The sequence below is a fragment of the Sinorhizobium prairiense genome, from assembly GCF_029201645.2.
GTDB lineage: Bacteria > Pseudomonadota > Alphaproteobacteria > Rhizobiales > Rhizobiaceae > Sinorhizobium > Sinorhizobium meliloti_A.
This window is the reverse complement of the sequence record NZ_CP104131.1, coordinates 2691835-2706467: the sequence shown is the minus strand read 5'-3', so window position 1 is coordinate 2706467 and position 14633 is coordinate 2691835. Positions and strand designations below refer to the sequence as shown.

At 63.7% G+C, this 14633-nt stretch carries 12 protein-coding genes and 2 pseudogenes; 8 read left to right on the top strand and 6 right to left on the bottom strand.

All coding sequences use genetic code 11. From position 1 onward, the window contains the following. The first annotated feature begins 23 nt into the window (after nt 1-23). The 3 genes from N0Q91_RS15760 to N0Q91_RS15750 are packed head-to-tail and all read left to right on the top strand — an operon-like array spanning nt 24 to nt 2932. On the top strand, nt 24-938 hold the full coding sequence (locus N0Q91_RS15760; RefSeq protein WP_275596877.1) for an EamA family transporter: 915 nt from the start codon (nt 24-26) through the stop codon (nt 936-938). A 58-nt stretch (nt 939-996) separates the two neighbouring features. After that, nucleotides 997-2124, top strand: a complete 1128-nt coding sequence (locus N0Q91_RS15755; RefSeq protein WP_275596876.1) for a bifunctional transcriptional activator/DNA repair enzyme AdaA — start codon at nt 997-999, stop codon at nt 2122-2124. Between the two features lie 37 nt (nt 2125-2161). Continuing rightward, nucleotides 2162-2932: an isocitrate lyase/PEP mutase family protein gene (locus tag N0Q91_RS15750; protein WP_275596875.1), complete on the top strand. Its 771-nt coding sequence runs from the start codon at nt 2162-2164 to the stop codon at nt 2930-2932. 103 nt (nt 2933-3035) lie between these two features. Here N0Q91_RS15750 and argB read toward each other — a convergent pair whose 3' ends face one another. Then, nucleotides 3036-3923, bottom strand: coding sequence for an acetylglutamate kinase (gene argB / locus N0Q91_RS15745; RefSeq protein ID WP_018094040.1), 888 nt, complete (start codon nt 3921-3923; stop codon nt 3036-3038). Nucleotides 3924-4212: 289 nt separating this feature from the next. Here argB and N0Q91_RS15740 point away from each other — a divergent pair. Both N0Q91_RS15740 and msrB read left to right on the top strand, forming a co-directional pair. After that, a pseudogene (locus N0Q91_RS15740) lies at nt 4213-4925 on the top strand (anti-sigma factor). Between the two features lie 505 nt (nt 4926-5430). Beyond that, nucleotides 5431-5925 (top strand): peptide-methionine (R)-S-oxide reductase MsrB, encoded by a 495-nt coding sequence (msrB, locus tag N0Q91_RS15735; protein WP_275596874.1) that lies wholly within the window; start codon nt 5431-5433, stop codon nt 5923-5925. Nucleotides 5926-5999: 74 nt separating this feature from the next. Here msrB and N0Q91_RS15730 read toward each other — a convergent pair whose 3' ends face one another. The 5 genes and pseudogenes from N0Q91_RS15730 to rpmH form a co-directional block, all read right to left on the bottom strand. Continuing rightward, nucleotides 6000-6539, bottom strand: coding sequence for a DUF1269 domain-containing protein (locus N0Q91_RS15730; RefSeq protein ID WP_275596873.1), 540 nt, complete (start codon nt 6537-6539; stop codon nt 6000-6002). 127 nt (nt 6540-6666) lie between these two features. Beyond that, a complete protein-coding gene (gene yihA, locus N0Q91_RS15725) occupies nt 6667-7320 on the bottom strand; it encodes a ribosome biogenesis GTP-binding protein YihA/YsxC (RefSeq protein ID WP_018094044.1) in 654 nt (217 codons plus the stop codon). Nucleotides 7321-7485: 165 nt separating this feature from the next. After that, nucleotides 7486-9269: pseudogene (gene yidC, locus N0Q91_RS15720) on the bottom strand (membrane protein insertase YidC). Then, nucleotides 9269-9667 carry a ribonuclease P protein component gene (rnpA, locus tag N0Q91_RS15715; RefSeq protein WP_018094046.1) on the bottom strand — a complete coding sequence of 133 codons (399 nt, stop codon included), beginning with the start codon at nt 9665-9667 and terminating at the stop codon, nt 9269-9271. Before rnpA ends, yidC begins: the two are co-directional and overlap by 1 nt. 21 nt (nt 9668-9688) lie before the next feature. Further along, nucleotides 9689-9823: a 50S ribosomal protein L34 gene (rpmH, locus tag N0Q91_RS15710; protein ID WP_003531576.1), complete on the bottom strand. Its 135-nt coding sequence runs from the start codon at nt 9821-9823 to the stop codon at nt 9689-9691. 307 nt (nt 9824-10130) lie between these two features. Here rpmH and N0Q91_RS15705 point away from each other — a divergent pair, with 307 nt between their 5' ends. The 3 genes from N0Q91_RS15705 to N0Q91_RS15695 all read left to right on the top strand — a co-directional run bounded on the left by N0Q91_RS15705 (nt 10131) and on the right by N0Q91_RS15695 (nt 14618). Beyond that, nucleotides 10131-12128, top strand: coding sequence for a methyl-accepting chemotaxis protein (locus N0Q91_RS15705; protein ID WP_275596872.1), 1998 nt, complete (start codon nt 10131-10133; stop codon nt 12126-12128). A 245-nt stretch (nt 12129-12373) separates the two neighbouring features. Then, nucleotides 12374-13174, top strand: a complete 801-nt coding sequence (locus N0Q91_RS15700) for a TVP38/TMEM64 family protein (RefSeq protein WP_275596871.1) — start codon at nt 12374-12376, stop codon at nt 13172-13174. Between the two features lie 22 nt (nt 13175-13196). Next, a complete protein-coding gene (locus tag N0Q91_RS15695; protein ID WP_275596870.1) occupies nt 13197-14618 on the top strand; it encodes a dihydrolipoyl dehydrogenase family protein in 1422 nt (473 codons plus the stop codon). Nucleotides 14619-14633 lie beyond the last annotated feature (15 nt).

The following is a 14633-nucleotide window of genomic DNA, read 5'->3' as shown; positions in this document are numbered from 1 at the left end:
GGCCTGCGTGCTAGCGGGCAAATATGGAAACCTGGGTTCTCATCACTGTCGCCGCGGCCTTCCTTCAGAATGTCCGCTCCGCCATGCAGAAGCACCTGAAGGGCGTCATGGGCACCACCGGCGCGACCTTCGTGCGCTTCGGCTTCGGACTGCCTTTCGCGCTCCTCTACCTCGTCCTGCTTTGGCGCGCCGGCGGGCATCAGCTGCCGGTGCCGAACGGCACTTTCTATCTCTGGGCGGTGGTCGGCGGAATGGCGCAGATCGCCGCGACCTTCCTGCTCGTCCATCTCTTCTCCTTCCGCAACTTCGCGGTCGGCACGGCCTATTCCCGCACCGAGCCCGCACAGGCGGCGCTCTTCGGACTGATCTTCCTCGGCGAAAAGGCGAGCCAGGGAGCGTTGGTTGCGATTGCCATTTCGGTGGTGGGCGTCATGCTGATCTCCGTCGCCCGAACGACGCTCAGCGCGCGCTCGCTGCTTGCATCGGTCTTCAGCCGCACGGCGGGAATGGGGCTGCTTTCCGGTACCTTTTTCGGTCTCTCGGCGGTGTCCTACCGCTCGGCCTCGCTGGCGCTGGAGCCGAGTTTGCCTCAGCCGGACTATGTGATCCAGGCGAGCTTCACGCTCGGCTTCGTCATCCTGCTTCAGACGATCGTCATGCTTTTGTGGATCGTCGCGCGTGAACGCGACGAACTGAAACGCATAGGCGCTGCCTGGAAGCCCGCATTCGTCGTGGGCTTCGTCGGCGCCTCGGCCTCCTTCGGCTGGTTCGCGGCGATGACGCTGCAGCAGGCGGCGATCGTCAAGGTGGTCGCTCAGGTGGAGATGCTGTTCACCTTCGCCTCTTCCTTCTTCATCTTCCGGGAGTGGATCAACCGGCTCGAACTGCTCGGCTGCCTGCTCATCGTGCTCGGCGTGGTCATGCTGATCGTCTTGTGAGGGCTCGGCAAGCAGCACGAATAGATGCCCGAATTTCGGCGGACGGCGCGTGTGGCTGATGCTACAAAGCAATATGCTTTTCGATCTGCCGAACGACGATATCCTTTACGATGCGCTGCTGGCCCGCAGTTCCGATTATGAAGGCCAGGCCTTCGTTTGCGTCAAGAGCACCGGCATCTTCTGCCGGCTCTCATGTCCCGCCCGCAAGCCGAAGCGGGAGAACACTTTGTTCTTCGACAGCATTTCCGCCTGCGTCAATTCCGGCTTCCGGCCGTGCCAACGTTGCCGCCCGCTGGAAGATGCTTCCGGGAAAGATCCGCTCGTCAAGGAGCTTGTCGAGCTGCTCGACCGCCGGCCGGAGCACCGCTGGACGGAGGGCGATCTCGTGCGGCGCGGCTTCGATCCGTCGACAGTGCGGCGCGCCTTCAAGCGATCCCTCGGCGTCACCTTTCTCGATCTCGCCCGCCAGCGGCGAATGGGCGAAGCCGCCCGCCAGCTCTCCGGCGGCGCCAGTGTCATCGAGGCGCAGATCGATGCAGGCTATGAGTCGCCGAGCGGTTTTCGCGCCGCCTTCGGGCGGCTGATCGGTCAGGCTCCCGCGAAATCGCAGGGGCGCGTGCTGCTCTTTGCCGACTGGATAGAGACGCCGCTGGGCCCCATGGTGGCGGTTGCCGACCAGACGCATCTTCACCTCATCGAGTTCCATGATCGCAAGGCCCTCCCGGCCGAAATGGAGAGTCTCAAGCGAAAGACGCACTCTGCGGTGGTGCCCGGCAGAACGCCGCCCATCGATCAGGTGGAGCGCGAGCTCAACGACTATTTTGCCGGGCGCTCAGCCGATTTTCGCACACCGCTCGCCCTCGACGGCAGTGCCTTCGAGCGTCAGGTATGGGCAGAACTCGTTGCGATACCCGTGGGCGAGACACGCTCCTACAGCGACATCGCGCGGAAGGTCGCCACCCCGCAGGCGGTGCGTGCCGTGGCCAGGGCCAACGGCTCCAACTGCCTCGCAATCGTGGTGCCCTGCCACCGTTGCATCGGCGCTGACGGATCGCTGACGGGCTATAGGGGCGGGCTCCGGCGCAAGCAATGGCTGCTTCGCCACGAGGGCAGAATGCGTCCTGTGGGGCTTTTCGGAGAATGGGACCGGGAGATGCCTGCGCGGGCCGCCGCTCCAACGATGTAACGGATACGATCAACCTGACGGACTGGGAGAAGATACGATGAGCCAGGAAGAAAGAGCGCTCGCCTTCGGGGCACTGCACCGGAAAGGCGATCCGGTGGTTCTGTACAACATCTGGGATGCAGGCAGCGCCCGGTGCGTGGCCGAGGCCGGCGCCAAGGCGCTCGCCACCGGGAGCTGGTCGGTCGCGGCGGCACATGGATACGGGGACGGGCAGAAGCTGCCGCTGCCTCTGCTGCTCGAGACCGTGCGCGAGATCGTCGCGGCAACGGACCTGCCGCTCTCGGTGGACTTCGAGGGCGCCTATTCGGTGGACCCGGCCCAGGCCGCGGCCAATGTCGCGCAAGTCATCGATGCGGGCGGGATCGGCATCAATTTCGAGGACCAGATGGTTGGCAGGGGCGGCGTCCATCCGATCGACAAGCAGGCGGCTCGCATCCGCGCGATCCGCGAGATGGCGGAGCGACAGGGCATCGCACTGTCCGTCAACGCCCGCACCGACCTCTTCCTGCAGGAAAGCGATGCGGCGCGCCACGCGGCCCTGATGGAGGATGCGATCGCCCGCGCCGAGGCCTATGCGGATGCGGGCGCGAGCGGCTTCTTCGCACCGGGTCTCGCCGATCGGGACCTCATCGCCAGGCTCTGTGCGGCATCACCTTTGCCGGTCAACGTGATGATGATGCCGGGGGCGCCGGACATTGCCACGCTGGCGGCCGCCGGCGTCGGGCGGGTGAGCTATGGGCCATTCCCATACCGGGAGATGATCGCCCGGCTGCGCGGCGAGGCGGAGAATGTTTACGGGACGAGGTAAGAGATTGGTCCCTCATCCCGCTGCCGTGACCCTTCCCCGTCATGACGCGTCAAGACGGGGAGAAGGTTAGGGTAAGGGGCAAATCACGCAAACAAGGCGCGCCTCACGGCACGATCAGCGTGCCTGCGCCGTGCTCGGTGAAGATTTCGAGCAGCACCGAATGTGCCGTTTTGCCGTTGAGGATGACGACTCCCTGGACGCCGGCCTTGATCGCCTCGATGCAGGTCTCCACCTTCGGGATCATGCCGCCCGAGATGGTGCCGTCGGCGATCAGCGCCCGCGCCTCGGCGACCGAGAGCTGTTTGATGAGTTCGCCCTTCTTGTTGAGAACGCCCGGAACGTCGGTCAGGAAGAGAAGGCGCGTCGCATTGAGCGCGCCGGCGATGGCGCCGGCAAAAGTGTCCGCGTTGATGTTATAGGTGTGGCCGTCCCGTCCCGGCGCCACAGGCGCGATCACCGGTATCATCTCGGAGCGGGCGAGCAGATCGAGAAGGGTGCGGTCGACTTCGACGACATCGCCAACGAAGCCGAGGTCGAGCACGCGCTCGATGTTGGAATCCGGGTCGCGGAAGGTCTTCTTCGCCTTTTCCGCAAAGACCATGTTGCCGTCCTTGCCGCAAAGGCCGATCGCCCATTCGCCCGTCTGGTTTATGAGCGCGACGATCTCTTTGTTGATCGACCCGGCAAGCACCATTTCGACGATTTCGACGGTCTTTTCGTCTGTGACGCGGAGCCCGCCCTCGAATTTGGACTCGATGCCCATCCGGTTGAGCATGGCGCCGATCTGAGGGCCGCCGCCGTGAACGACGATCGGATTGACGCCGGACTGCTTCAGAAGCGCGATATCGCTGGCAAAGGCGCGCCCGAGGTCGGCATTGCCCATGGCGTGACCGCCGTATTTGACGACGATCGTCTTGTTCTCGTAGCGCTGCATGTAGGGCAGAGCCTGGGCGAGCAGGCGGGCCTGAATTTCACTTTCTGATGCGGACATGGCGGATCCTCGAAAAATACCGGCTGCTGTTTAGCGCAACTCTCTGGCGGAGGGAATGATCCGGGCGCAACATAAAGCCATTGTGACGGCGGTCGCCTGGCTGAGCCGAAGTGCTCGCCGCGTGCGCGGCATGGCCGAGAAGCCGATTGACGGCGCTGGCGATTTGACTGATCCTGCTTTGATCCGGAAAGGACCGCCGCAGTCCCGAGAATAGGCGCATCGACGCCTGCCTGGAAGAGATCGAAGGGAATCGTGCCGGCCTTCTAAAGCTGAGAGAGTGCAGGAAGCCATGACGACGCAGAAGCCCGAAAGCGGAGATTCCCGCCGCGACGAGGTGATCGCGGGAGAGTACGTGCTCGGCGCGCTGTCTGCCGAGGACCGTCGCAAGGCCGAGGCGCGCATGGCAACGGACCGAAACTTCGCCGCCATGGTCATCCGCTGGCAGAACAATCTTGCGGCCTTCGGCGACGCCTATGAATCGGTCGCGCCGCGCCGCAGGTTTCGCTCCTCCGAGCACGCGGTCTTCGAAGCGGGCCGGGGCGCAGACGACCCCCGCGGCATCTGGGGCTCGCTTCCCCTTTGGCGCAGCGTCGCGCTGGTATCGCTTTCGGCTGTCGTCGTAATGGCAGGCGCGGTGGCCGGACTTTTCAGCGATCGCCGGGGCGGTACGCAACTCGTTGCGAGCCTCGAAGCGCAAGGCAGCGCCATCAACCTCGTCACGCACTTCGAACCGGCTACGGGGCGCCTCAGACTGTCGCCGGCCGCCGCCGGACAGATGGAGGAGAAATCGCTCGAACTCTGGCTGATCAAAGGTGACGATCCCCCGGTCTCGCTCGGCGTGCTGCCGCCGTCCGGCGAGGGGAAATCGTGCTCGAGCCGGGAATGCGAAGCCGGATTGCCAGCGGCTCCAGGCTCTCCGTCAGTGTCGAGCCCCTGGGCGGCTCGGCGACCGGCTCGCCCACCGGTGCGGTCATCGCGCAAGGCACGGCGCGCGCTTTCTAAGTCTCGTTCCACGCGGGCCACGCAGTCACGGCAGGAATGCCGCGGCCGCTTTGAGCGCCGTGCGCCCGAGTGGACGCACAAAGTTTGAGTTCATGACGGCTGCTGCAACTCTGGTCGGTTTGTCGGCACAGCGGCGCTGTGGGAACCTTCGGAGGACTGCAATCTCTCCTCTTCCTCATTCCTGTGCTTGTCACAGGAATCCAGCCAGACCAAGTCCTTGGGCTGGAAAGGCTCTTCCGCGCCGCAGACGCGGCGCTGCTTTCATCTCTGTGACGAGCACAGGAATGAGGAAATCAAACCGGCCGCGGCGGGTGGCCCCAATCTGAACAGGCCTTTATTCAATTTGTCGTATCGTTGCATCGTGCTTTCCGGAAATCGATACCGATTTTCGGGCCGATGCGGTAAATTACGATATCAGGCCGAACCGGCTGCGGGAGGAAGAAGCACTTCCGCCTCTCGCTCCAGATTCGGCCAATGCCAGTTGCATCGCCCGATGGAGGTTCCGATGATCAGCCGGCGCGACTTGCTGATGGCGGGCGCGGCCCTGGCCGCGGTGGTCACCCTGCGCGGTCTGTTAGGGCCCATGCGCGCCGTCGCCGGCGACACCTTCGAAATCACCAGGACCGACGCGGAGTGGCGGGCGCTGCTCGGCGAGGACCGCTATCGCATTTCGCGGGAGGAGGGCACCGAGCCGCCGTTCAGCAGCCCGCTCGACGATGAAAAGCGAAACGGCCTCTTTCAATGCGCGGGATGCGCCTTGCCCGTCTATTCCTCCGAGGCGAAATATGACAGCGGTACCGGCTGGCCGAGCTTCTGGCAGGCGCTTCCCGGCGCGATCGGCACACGCGAGGACGATACCCTGTTCATGATGAGGACCGAATGCCACTGCCGCCGCTGCGGCGGTCATCTCGGCCACATCTTCGACGACGGTCCGCCGCCGACCGGCAAGCGGCACTGCATCAACGGGCTCTCCCTGTCATTCGTACCGGAAACCGCCTGAGCGTGGCGATCTTCCCGCCGGCTCCGGCGAGAAGATCGTTGTGCGACGAGGGCCGATCGCCCTTCGGCAACCGATCAGAATGTCCCCGCCTGCGGTGACGGCGTCTGCGCCTCGGAAAGGGCTTCCTGAAGCTTCTGTTCCTGCTCCGGCGAGAGCGATGTCTTCAGCACGCGGCCGCGCAGGCCGGAGAATTCGGCCAGCACCTTTTCCGGCTGCACCTTGCGCACCAGAACGAAGAGCGCCGAGGAATTGTTCGGGATGGTGTTGCCGAGCGACTTGATGAAGTCGTCGTCGATCCCGTAATCGACAAGCGAGCCGGAAAGCGCACCGGCACCGGCGCCGATAGCGCCGCCGAGGGCGAAACCCGCGAGCGGATTGAGGAAGAGCAGCCCGACGAGCCCGCCCCAGAGGGAGCCGGAAAGGAGGCCGGACGTGGCTCCGACGGTGGTCAGGTTCATGCTCTGCTTCAGATGCACCTTGCCGTCGGCATCGCGAACGACGACGACCGCATCTTCCAGATCGATCAGATACTCCTTCCTCAGGCTGTTGAGCTTCAAGAGGACCTTGTCGGCCTCATCCGTCGAATCGAATCCCACGACAATCAAATCGGACATGTCTCTCTCCTGATCCTTCGGGCAGACAATCTGCCGCCGCGAAGCAGAGATAGAGCGCTTTTCATGTCAGGGTAGTGACGGAGGTCGAAGACGAGGGGATCGCCCTTCAGCGGCGCCGTTTCGCGCCTCAGCGCGTCACGGCAAGCTCGATCGCCGCGCGGAGGTCCTCGATGCCTTCGCCCTTTTCCGACGATGTCGACAGCACTTCCGGAAAGGCCGCCGGCCGCTTCTTGATCTTTTCGAGGGTTTCCCCGACGAGGCGCGGCACGCCGGCCGCCTTGATCTTGTCCGTCTTGGTCAGCACGATCTGATAGGAAACCGCAGCCTTGTCGAGGAGTGCCAGCACGTCCTCGTCATTCTTCTTGATGCCGTGGCGCGCGTCGATCAGCACGTAGACGCGCTTCAGCGTCGAGCGTCCGCGCAGATAGTCGAACACCAGCTTCGTCCAGGCGTCGACCTGTTCCTTGGGAGCCTGCGCGTAGCCGTAGCCCGGCATGTCGACGAGCGCCATCGGCGGCAGGTCGTCGGCCTCGCCGGAATAGCCGTCCGGCACGAAATAGTTGAGTTCCTGGGTGCGGCCGGGCGTGTTCGATGTGCGCGCAAGCCCCTTATGGCCCACGAGTGCGTTGATCAGCGACGACTTGCCGACATTGGAGCGGCCGGCAAAGGCGATCTCCGTCGGTCCCTCCGGCGGCAGGAACTTCATCGACGGCACGCCGCGGATGAAGATCCACGGCCGGCCGAAGACGCTTGCGGCATTCTGCTTGTTCGTCCCGGACATGTTCTGGCGTTTCCTCTTTGGCCTCGGCATCAGGCTTTTGCAGAGGCTTGTCAAGCTTGAGAGCGCCCGGGCGGCGCCGGTGGCGCTCGGGAAATCGAAAAGAAAAGCCCCGGAACGCGTCGCACCGGGGCTTCCAACTCTTTCACTGCGCTTCCTGGAAGTGCTCTATTCCGCCGGTTTCGGTTTCTTCGAGAAGAGCGACTTCAGATTGTCGAAGAGTTCAACCTTGACGCCCTGACGCTTCATGATGATGCCTTGCTGCAGGATCGACAGCGTGTTGTTCCAGGCCCAGTAGATCACGAGACCGGCCGGGAACGATGCCAGCATGAAGGTGAATACCACCGGCATCCATGTGAAGAGCATCGCCTGGGTCGGGTCCGGCGGCGTCGGGTTCATGCGCATCTGCAGGAACATGGTGATGCCCATGATGATCGGCCAGACGCCGAGATGCAGGAAGGACGGAGCATCGAAGGGCAGGAGGCCGAAGAGATTGACGATCGTCGTCGGATCGGGCGCGGAGAGATCCTGGATCCAGCCGAAGAAGGGCGCATGCCGCATCTCGATGGTGACGTAGATCACCTTGTACAGCGCGAAGAACACCGGGATCTGGATGAGGATCGGCCAGCAGCCCGCCAGCGGGTTGATCTTCTCTTCCTTGTAGAGCTGCATCATCGCCTGCTGCAGCCCCATCCTGTCGTCGCCGAATTTCTTCTTCAGCTCCTCCATCTTCGGCTGAACCTTCTTCATGTTCGCCATCGATGCGTATTGCTTGTTGGCGAGCGGGAAGAAGATGAGCTTGACGACGATCGTGGTGATCAGGATCGCGATGCCGAAATTGCCGAAGAGACGGAAGAAGAAATCCATCATTTTGAACATCGGCTTGGTGATGAAGTAGAACCAGCCCCAGTCGATCAGCTTGTCGAAGTTGGGGATGGAATAGGCCACTTCGTAATTGTCGACGACCGGGACTTCCTTGGCACCGGCGAAGACGAGGTTCTTCAGCTCCACGGACTGGCCGGGGCAACCGTCACCGCATCGCTCTTGTAGTCGCTCTGGTAACGGGGGCGCCCGTCGGCGAAATGCGAGAACCGGATGTCGAAGGGCGTCGCCTGCGGCGGCACGATCGTCGCGGCCCAGTATTTATCGGTGATGCCCAGCCATCCGCCGGTCGACTTGCCCGGTTCGACGGGCTCGTCGTCTTCGACCTTGGAATAGCCGACTTCCTGGAGGCCATGCTCTCCCGCAACGCCGACGAAGCCCTCGTGGAGCACGTAGATGCTCGGAGTCGTCGGCTTGTTGAAGCGCGTGACGCGGCCGTAGGAAGACAGGGAGACCGGCGCGGCGGTCTCGTTCTTGATGCTGTCGACCACCTGGAACATGTAGCGGTCGTCGACCGAGATGGTCCGGACAAAGGTGATGCCCTTGTCGTTCGTGTAGCTCAGCGTCACCGGCGTCGAGGGGGTGAGCTTGTCGCCGCCCGAAAGCGTCCATGTGGTCTGCGGCCCCGGAACCGATCCGGTCGCGTCCGATCCGATATAGCCGATTTCCGTGAAATAGCCGTCGGCGGTCTCCGCCGGGCTGAAGAGCGTGATGACCGGGCTCTTCGGGTCGACGGTTTCGTGGTAGCCCTTGAGTTTCAGGTCGTCGAAGCGTGCGCCGGTCAGGTTGATGGAGCCGGAAAGCGCCGGCGTGTCGATCGCCACGCGGGCCGATTTGCCGATTGCCTGATCGCGGCTTTCGCCTGCGCTCGGGATCGCACCGCCGGGCAGCGCCTGTCCAGGTGCAGCCGGCTGAGCGCCTGGCTGTTGCTGGGTCTGTTGCGCCTGCTGCGCCTGTTCCGCGGCAATGCGGTCCTTTTCCATCTTCGGGCTGACATAGAAGAACTGCCAGGCGATAAGGATCAGCACGGAAAGGGCGATCGCCACGAAATAATTGCGGTTGTTTTCCATCATGATTTCCTGGAACCGGCCGGTGGCCGCTTCTGTTTCGGCTTGTTTTCGATGCGATCCCGAAGCGCCCGAGTCAATGCGTCGAAAGGGGCATTCAGGAGATCGCGCCGGGCGACAATCACATAGTCGTGTCCGGGTTTCATTGCAAACCCGGCCGAAAGCCGCACGGCTTCCTTGAGGCGTCGGCGCATTCGGTTTCGCTCGACGGCATTGCCGTGTTTCTTGGTAACGGTGAAGCCGACGCGGGCTTCTCCCTCCGGATCGTTCCGGTCGAGAACTTCGAGGAGAAATAGCGGGCCTCTGCGGCTTTCTCCAGCCCGGACCGCCAAAAACTGCGGACGGCTTTTCAGCCGCCCGACAGCCGTCTTGTCTTTATCTGTCGTCATTTGCCCGGACATAAGGTTTCGGGCAGATTCGGCTTACGCCGAAAGACGCTTGCGGCCACGAGCCCGGCGGGCTGTGAGGACCTTGCGCCCACCCTTGGTGGACATACGTGCACGGAAGCCGTGACGGCGCTTGCGAACAAGCTTGGACGGTTGGTAGGTACGCTTCATTTATTTAAATACCGCGGTGTGCGGTCCTTCTTGGGTTTGCATGATGCAAGAGCGTTTACGCGCCGGGCATGGCTCCGCCAACGGGCGGCTCCACCGGACGTGCGCGGCTTATAGGGACAAAAACCCGATAGAGTCAATTCCCAGACGCCGGCGGCGTGCTCATGATTAGCCGCATGACACCCTAAAATGAGTGGGCCCGATGGGTGCTTTGTTAACCACGCGCATTTTAGCATTTACTCAGTAGCGTGTAAGCCGTGAGTTACTTTCCCGTTTTAGGCGAGTATGCGGCTGGGGACAGGGACAGGACATGAAAATTCGTGGAAAGATAAACCTCATCGTCGGCATCATGAGTCTGCTGGCGATAGCGATCACCGGCATGTCGTTGCTGATCGTGAGCGAGTACAACCAACGGCTCGGTGAATACCAGAACGCATCCGACCGGGCCTTCAAGGGCGAGAGGCTCAATCGCCTGGTAACGGCGGTGGTGATGGAGGCGCGGGGCATTTATGCGGCGCCGACGGTCGAGAAGGCAAAGCCTTTTGCCGAGGGAATTCTCAAGAACCTCGACAAGATCGACGCGCTGCTCACCGAGTGGCGGCCGCTGGTGCCCGCCGACGTCCTGCCCGCCTTCGATACCCTCGTCCAGCGCGCGGAGGAATTCAAGACGTTCCGAAGCGAGACGGCTCGCCTCGGCACGCAAGTCGCGCCGCAAGCGGCCAACGAGCAGGGCAACAACGAGGCGAACCGGGCCAACCGCAAGGCGTTCCAGGCCGAAATCGACGTGGTCGTCGACGAGAATCTTGCCTCGCTTCAGACGATCACCGCGGATCTTGCCGACTACAAGCGCTCGATCGTGCTGATCGTCCTTGCAACGGCAGCGCTCGGCATGCTGGCCGGGATCGGCGCCGCCTTCTATATTGCGACCAATCACCTCAGCCGCCCGATTCTCGATCTGACGAGCAAGATGAAGCTGCTCGCCGGCGGCGATCTCTCGGTCGATGTGCCCTTCGCCGGGCGCAAGGACGAGATCGGCGACATGGCGGCGGCGGTCGAAGTCTTCAAGCAGAACAGCCTCGCCGTTCGAGAGCTCAACGCCCAGGAAGAGGTCCTGCGCGAAAAGAGCGCGGACCTGCAGTCGAGCATCGCCACGGTCGTTGCGGCGGCTGCGGCAGGGGACTTCACCAGGCGCATCGGCAAGGACTACGACAACGACGATCTCAACCGCTTTGCGGCGAGCGTCAACGAACTGGTCAACAGCGTCGATATGGGCATCGCCGAGACCCGGAGGGTCATTGCGCGCCTGGCGACGGGCGACCTCACGCAAAGCATGAAGGGCCAGTTCCAGGGCGCCTTCGCCGAGTTGCAGACGAACGTCAACGATACCTTGCAGACCCTGCAGAAGACCCTGCGCGAGGTCCGCATGACGACGGACTCGATCAACGGGAACTCTACGGAATTGCGCAGTGCCGCCGACGACCTGTCCAAGCGGACTGAACAGCAGGCCGCCGCGCTGGAGGAAACTTCGGCGGCGCTCGACGAGATAACCGCCGCGGTTCGCAATTCTACGGAGCGGGCCCAGGAAGCGACCGTCATGGTCACGGAGGCGAAGGACAGCGCAGCGGAGTCGGCATCAGTCGTCCGCAACGCCATCGATGCCATGGGCCGCATCGAACAGGCTTCGAGCGAGATCGGCCAGATTACCAACGTCATCGACGAGATCGCCTTCCAGACGAACCTGCTGGCCCTCAATGCCGGCGTCGAGGCGGCGCGCGCGGGGGATGCCGGCAAGGGTTTCGCCGTCGTTGCCCAGGAGGTCCGCGAACTCGCCCAGCGTGCAGCCAGCGCCGCGAAGGATATCAAGTCGCTGATTTCTAAATCGGGCGGCGAAGTGGCCACCGGCGTCAAGCTCGTCCAGGCGACGGGAGCCGCACTCGGTCAGATCGAGACGCGCGTCCTGAAGATCAACGATCACATCCATTCGATCGCGACGGCCGCACGCGAGCAGGCCACGGGTCTCGGCGAGGTCAGCACCGCCGTCAACCAGATGGATCAGGTCACCCAGCGCAACGCCGCCATGGTGGAGGAGGCGAACGCCGCCACGCATAAGCTGTCCGCCGAGGCCGACAATCTCGCCAACCTCATCGCCTACTTCAAGGTCGAGCGCGAGGCGGTGCGTACGGTCGCGCCGGCAAGGGAAGCGAGCCGGCCGGTGGCCTCGCCCGCCCGCCGCATGATGGGCACGGTCGTGCGCGCATTCGGCAACGGCTCCGCTGCGGTCGCTCGCGACGACTGGGAGGAGTTCTGAGTCCGCCTGCCGCGGCGCGCTCGAGTTGCGTAACAGGAGCTATGCTCGCGGCGATCGGCGATCGCCGCGAGCGGCATTTCCGAGATGAGCCTGCCCTCCGGAAGGGGCCGCAGGCACTTTCACGCCGGCGTGACTTGCCGCGGCGACCCGGTCACGGCGTCGTTTGCCGGCGCGACGATTCGTTATTGGTTCCGGGGGTGAATTCCTTCTAATTCAGGGGCAGAATCTCACCGAAGGCAAATCGCATGAGCCATGGTATCAGCAACGGGGCGGAAGAAGGACCGGCTCTCGAACCCTCGTCGAGCCGGCGAGACCTTCAGCCTGTTCCGCATCGCTCTCCCTGGCGCTTCCTGCCGATTTCGCTTCTGCTTGCGGGCGGCGTCCTGAGCTATGCCTACGGCCTGCAGGACTATGTTTCGCTGTCTGCGCTCGCCGACCAGCGCGAGACGCTCGCCGCCCATGTCGCCGCCCATCCGGTCAGTTCGGTTCTCGTCTTCTTCGCGATTTATGTCGCGGTGGTGGTCTTCTCCATTCCGGCGGCATCGGTGCTGACGATCTCCGCGGGCTTCCTTTTCGGCTGCCTTGCCGGCGCAGCCATTACGGTTCTTGCCGCCACACTCGGGGCTTGCCTGCTATTCATCGCCGCGCGCGGCGCCTTCAGCGACATCCTGAGGCGCCGTGCCGGCGGCGTCCTGGAGCGCCTTGCCGATGGATTCCGGGACAACGCCTTCCTTTACCTCCTGATCCTGCGCCTCGCGCCGATCTTTCCTTTCTTCCTGATCAATATCGCGCCCGCCTTCTTCGAGGTGAAGCTGCGCACCTATGCGCTCGCGACGCTGATCGGCATCGTGCCGGGCACTCTCGCCTATACCTGGCTCGGCCGCGGTCTCGGCGACGTGATCGCTTTTGCTGCTGCAAGCGGCCGTGAACTCGTCCTTGCCGATTTCGCCACCAGAGATATTTCGCTGGCCCTCGTCGCCCTCGCATCGATTGCTGCATTGCCTCTGGCATTCAGGCTAATACAGTCGCGCCGCAAAGGTGCGTGACGGAGGCGGAGGGCCTAGCCGCGTGGCGAATATACTGACACCCGACATCTGCGTGATCGGCGGCGGTGCCGCCGGGCTCTCCGTGGCCGCCGGGGCGGCCGCTTTCGGCGTGCCCGTCGTTCTGGTCGAGCACGGCCGGATGGGCGGCGATTGCCTCAATTACGGCTGCGTGCCGTCAAAGGCCCTGATCGCAGCAGCCAAGCATGCGGAAGCGATCCGCAAGGCTGCGGAATTCGGCATTGCCGCGGCGGGACCAGTCGTCGACCACGAGCGGCTGACGGCGCGCATACAGTCCGTCATCGAAGGCATCGCGCCGCATGATTCCGTAGAGCGCTTCACCAGCCTCGGCGTCGAGGTGATCAAGGAAACGGCCCGCTTCGTAGACGACCGCACCGTCGCTGCCGGCGACTATCTGATCCGCGCCCGCCGCTTTGTGATCGCCGCCGGCTCCTCCCCCGCCATTCCCCCGATCCCCGGACTTGCGGAGACGCCGTTTCTCACCAACGAAACGCTCTTCGGCCTGAAACGCCTGCCGCGACATCTCGTCGTCATCGGCGCGGGCGCGGTCGGCCTGGAGATGGCCGCGGCTCACCGCCGATTGGGTGCCGATGTCACGGTCGTGGACAGGGCCGCGGCTCTATCCGGCCAGGATCCCGAGCTGGCGGCGATCGTGCTCGACGGGCTGCGTGCGGAAGGCATGCTCCTGCACGAGCGCACGGAGATCCGCTCGGCGGAGCAAACGGAGACGGGCGTCCGGCTTTTCTGCGAGAACGAGAGCGGCCCTTTCGAGATCGAAGGGAGCGACCTGCTGGTGGCTGCCGGTCGTGCCTCCGATCACGGACCGCTCGATCTCGATGCGGCCGGCATCCGCCACGGGCCGAAGCACATAGAGGTCGGGGCGGACCTGCGGACGAGCAACCGCCGCGTCTATGCGGTCGGAGATGCGGCGGGCGGCCTCTTCACGCATCAGGCGAGCTATCACGCCCGGCTGGTGCTGCAGCAGATCCTTTTCCGCCTGCCGGGACGCGAGAGGGCGGCCATCGTTCCGCAGGTGATCTTCACCGCGCCCGAGCTGGCGCAGGTGGGTTTGACGGAGAAGCGCGCGCGGAAGACCGCCCCGGGGGGCAGAACCGTTCGCCTGAACTTTTCCGCGAATGATCGCGCCCGCACCGACGGATTGGATCGAGGGTTGATAAAGATCGTCGTCGGCAGGCGCGGGCGGGTTCTCGGCGCCGCCATTGCAGGCCCTGGAGCGGGGGAGATGATCGGTCTCTGGGCCTTCGCGGTCGCCAACCGCCTGACCCTCAGGCATTTCCAGACTTATGTCGCACCCTATCCGACTCTCTCGGAGATTGGAAAACAGGCGGCTATCTCCTATTATTCCCCCATGGCGCGAAATCGCCTTCTGCGGACCGCGATCCGGTTTCTGCGGAATTTCGGCTGATCCAGGGAATCTTTT

What these genes read in the sequence shown, in the direction of transcription:
- N0Q91_RS15760 (WP_275596877.1), top strand. Translation starts at nt 24, where the DNA reads ATGGAAACCTGGGTTCTCATCACTGTCGCCGCGGCCTTCCTTCAGAAT.
- N0Q91_RS15755 (WP_275596876.1), top strand. Translation starts at nt 997, where the DNA reads ATGCTACAAAGCAATATGCTTTTCGATCTGCCGAACGACGATATCCTT.
- N0Q91_RS15750 (WP_275596875.1), top strand. Translation starts at nt 2,162, where the DNA reads ATGAGCCAGGAAGAAAGAGCGCTCGCCTTCGGGGCACTGCACCGGAAA.
- argB (WP_018094040.1), bottom strand. Translation starts at nt 3,923, where the DNA reads ATGTCCGCATCAGAAAGTGAAATTCAGGCCCGCCTGCTCGCCCAGGCT.
- msrB (WP_275596874.1), top strand. Translation starts at nt 5,431, where the DNA reads ATGATCAGCCGGCGCGACTTGCTGATGGCGGGCGCGGCCCTGGCCGCG.
- N0Q91_RS15730 (WP_275596873.1), bottom strand. Translation starts at nt 6,539, where the DNA reads ATGTCCGATTTGATTGTCGTGGGATTCGATTCGACGGATGAGGCCGAC.
- yihA (WP_018094044.1), bottom strand. Translation starts at nt 7,320, where the DNA reads ATGTCCGGGACGAACAAGCAGAATGCCGCAAGCGTCTTCGGCCGGCCG.
- rnpA (WP_018094046.1), bottom strand. Translation starts at nt 9,667, where the DNA reads ATGTCCGGGCAAATGACGACAGATAAAGACAAGACGGCTGTCGGGCGG.
- rpmH (WP_003531576.1), bottom strand. Translation starts at nt 9,823, where the DNA reads ATGAAGCGTACCTACCAACCGTCCAAGCTTGTTCGCAAGCGCCGTCAC.
- N0Q91_RS15705 (WP_275596872.1), top strand. Translation starts at nt 10,131, where the DNA reads ATGAAAATTCGTGGAAAGATAAACCTCATCGTCGGCATCATGAGTCTG.
- N0Q91_RS15700 (WP_275596871.1), top strand. Translation starts at nt 12,374, where the DNA reads ATGAGCCATGGTATCAGCAACGGGGCGGAAGAAGGACCGGCTCTCGAA.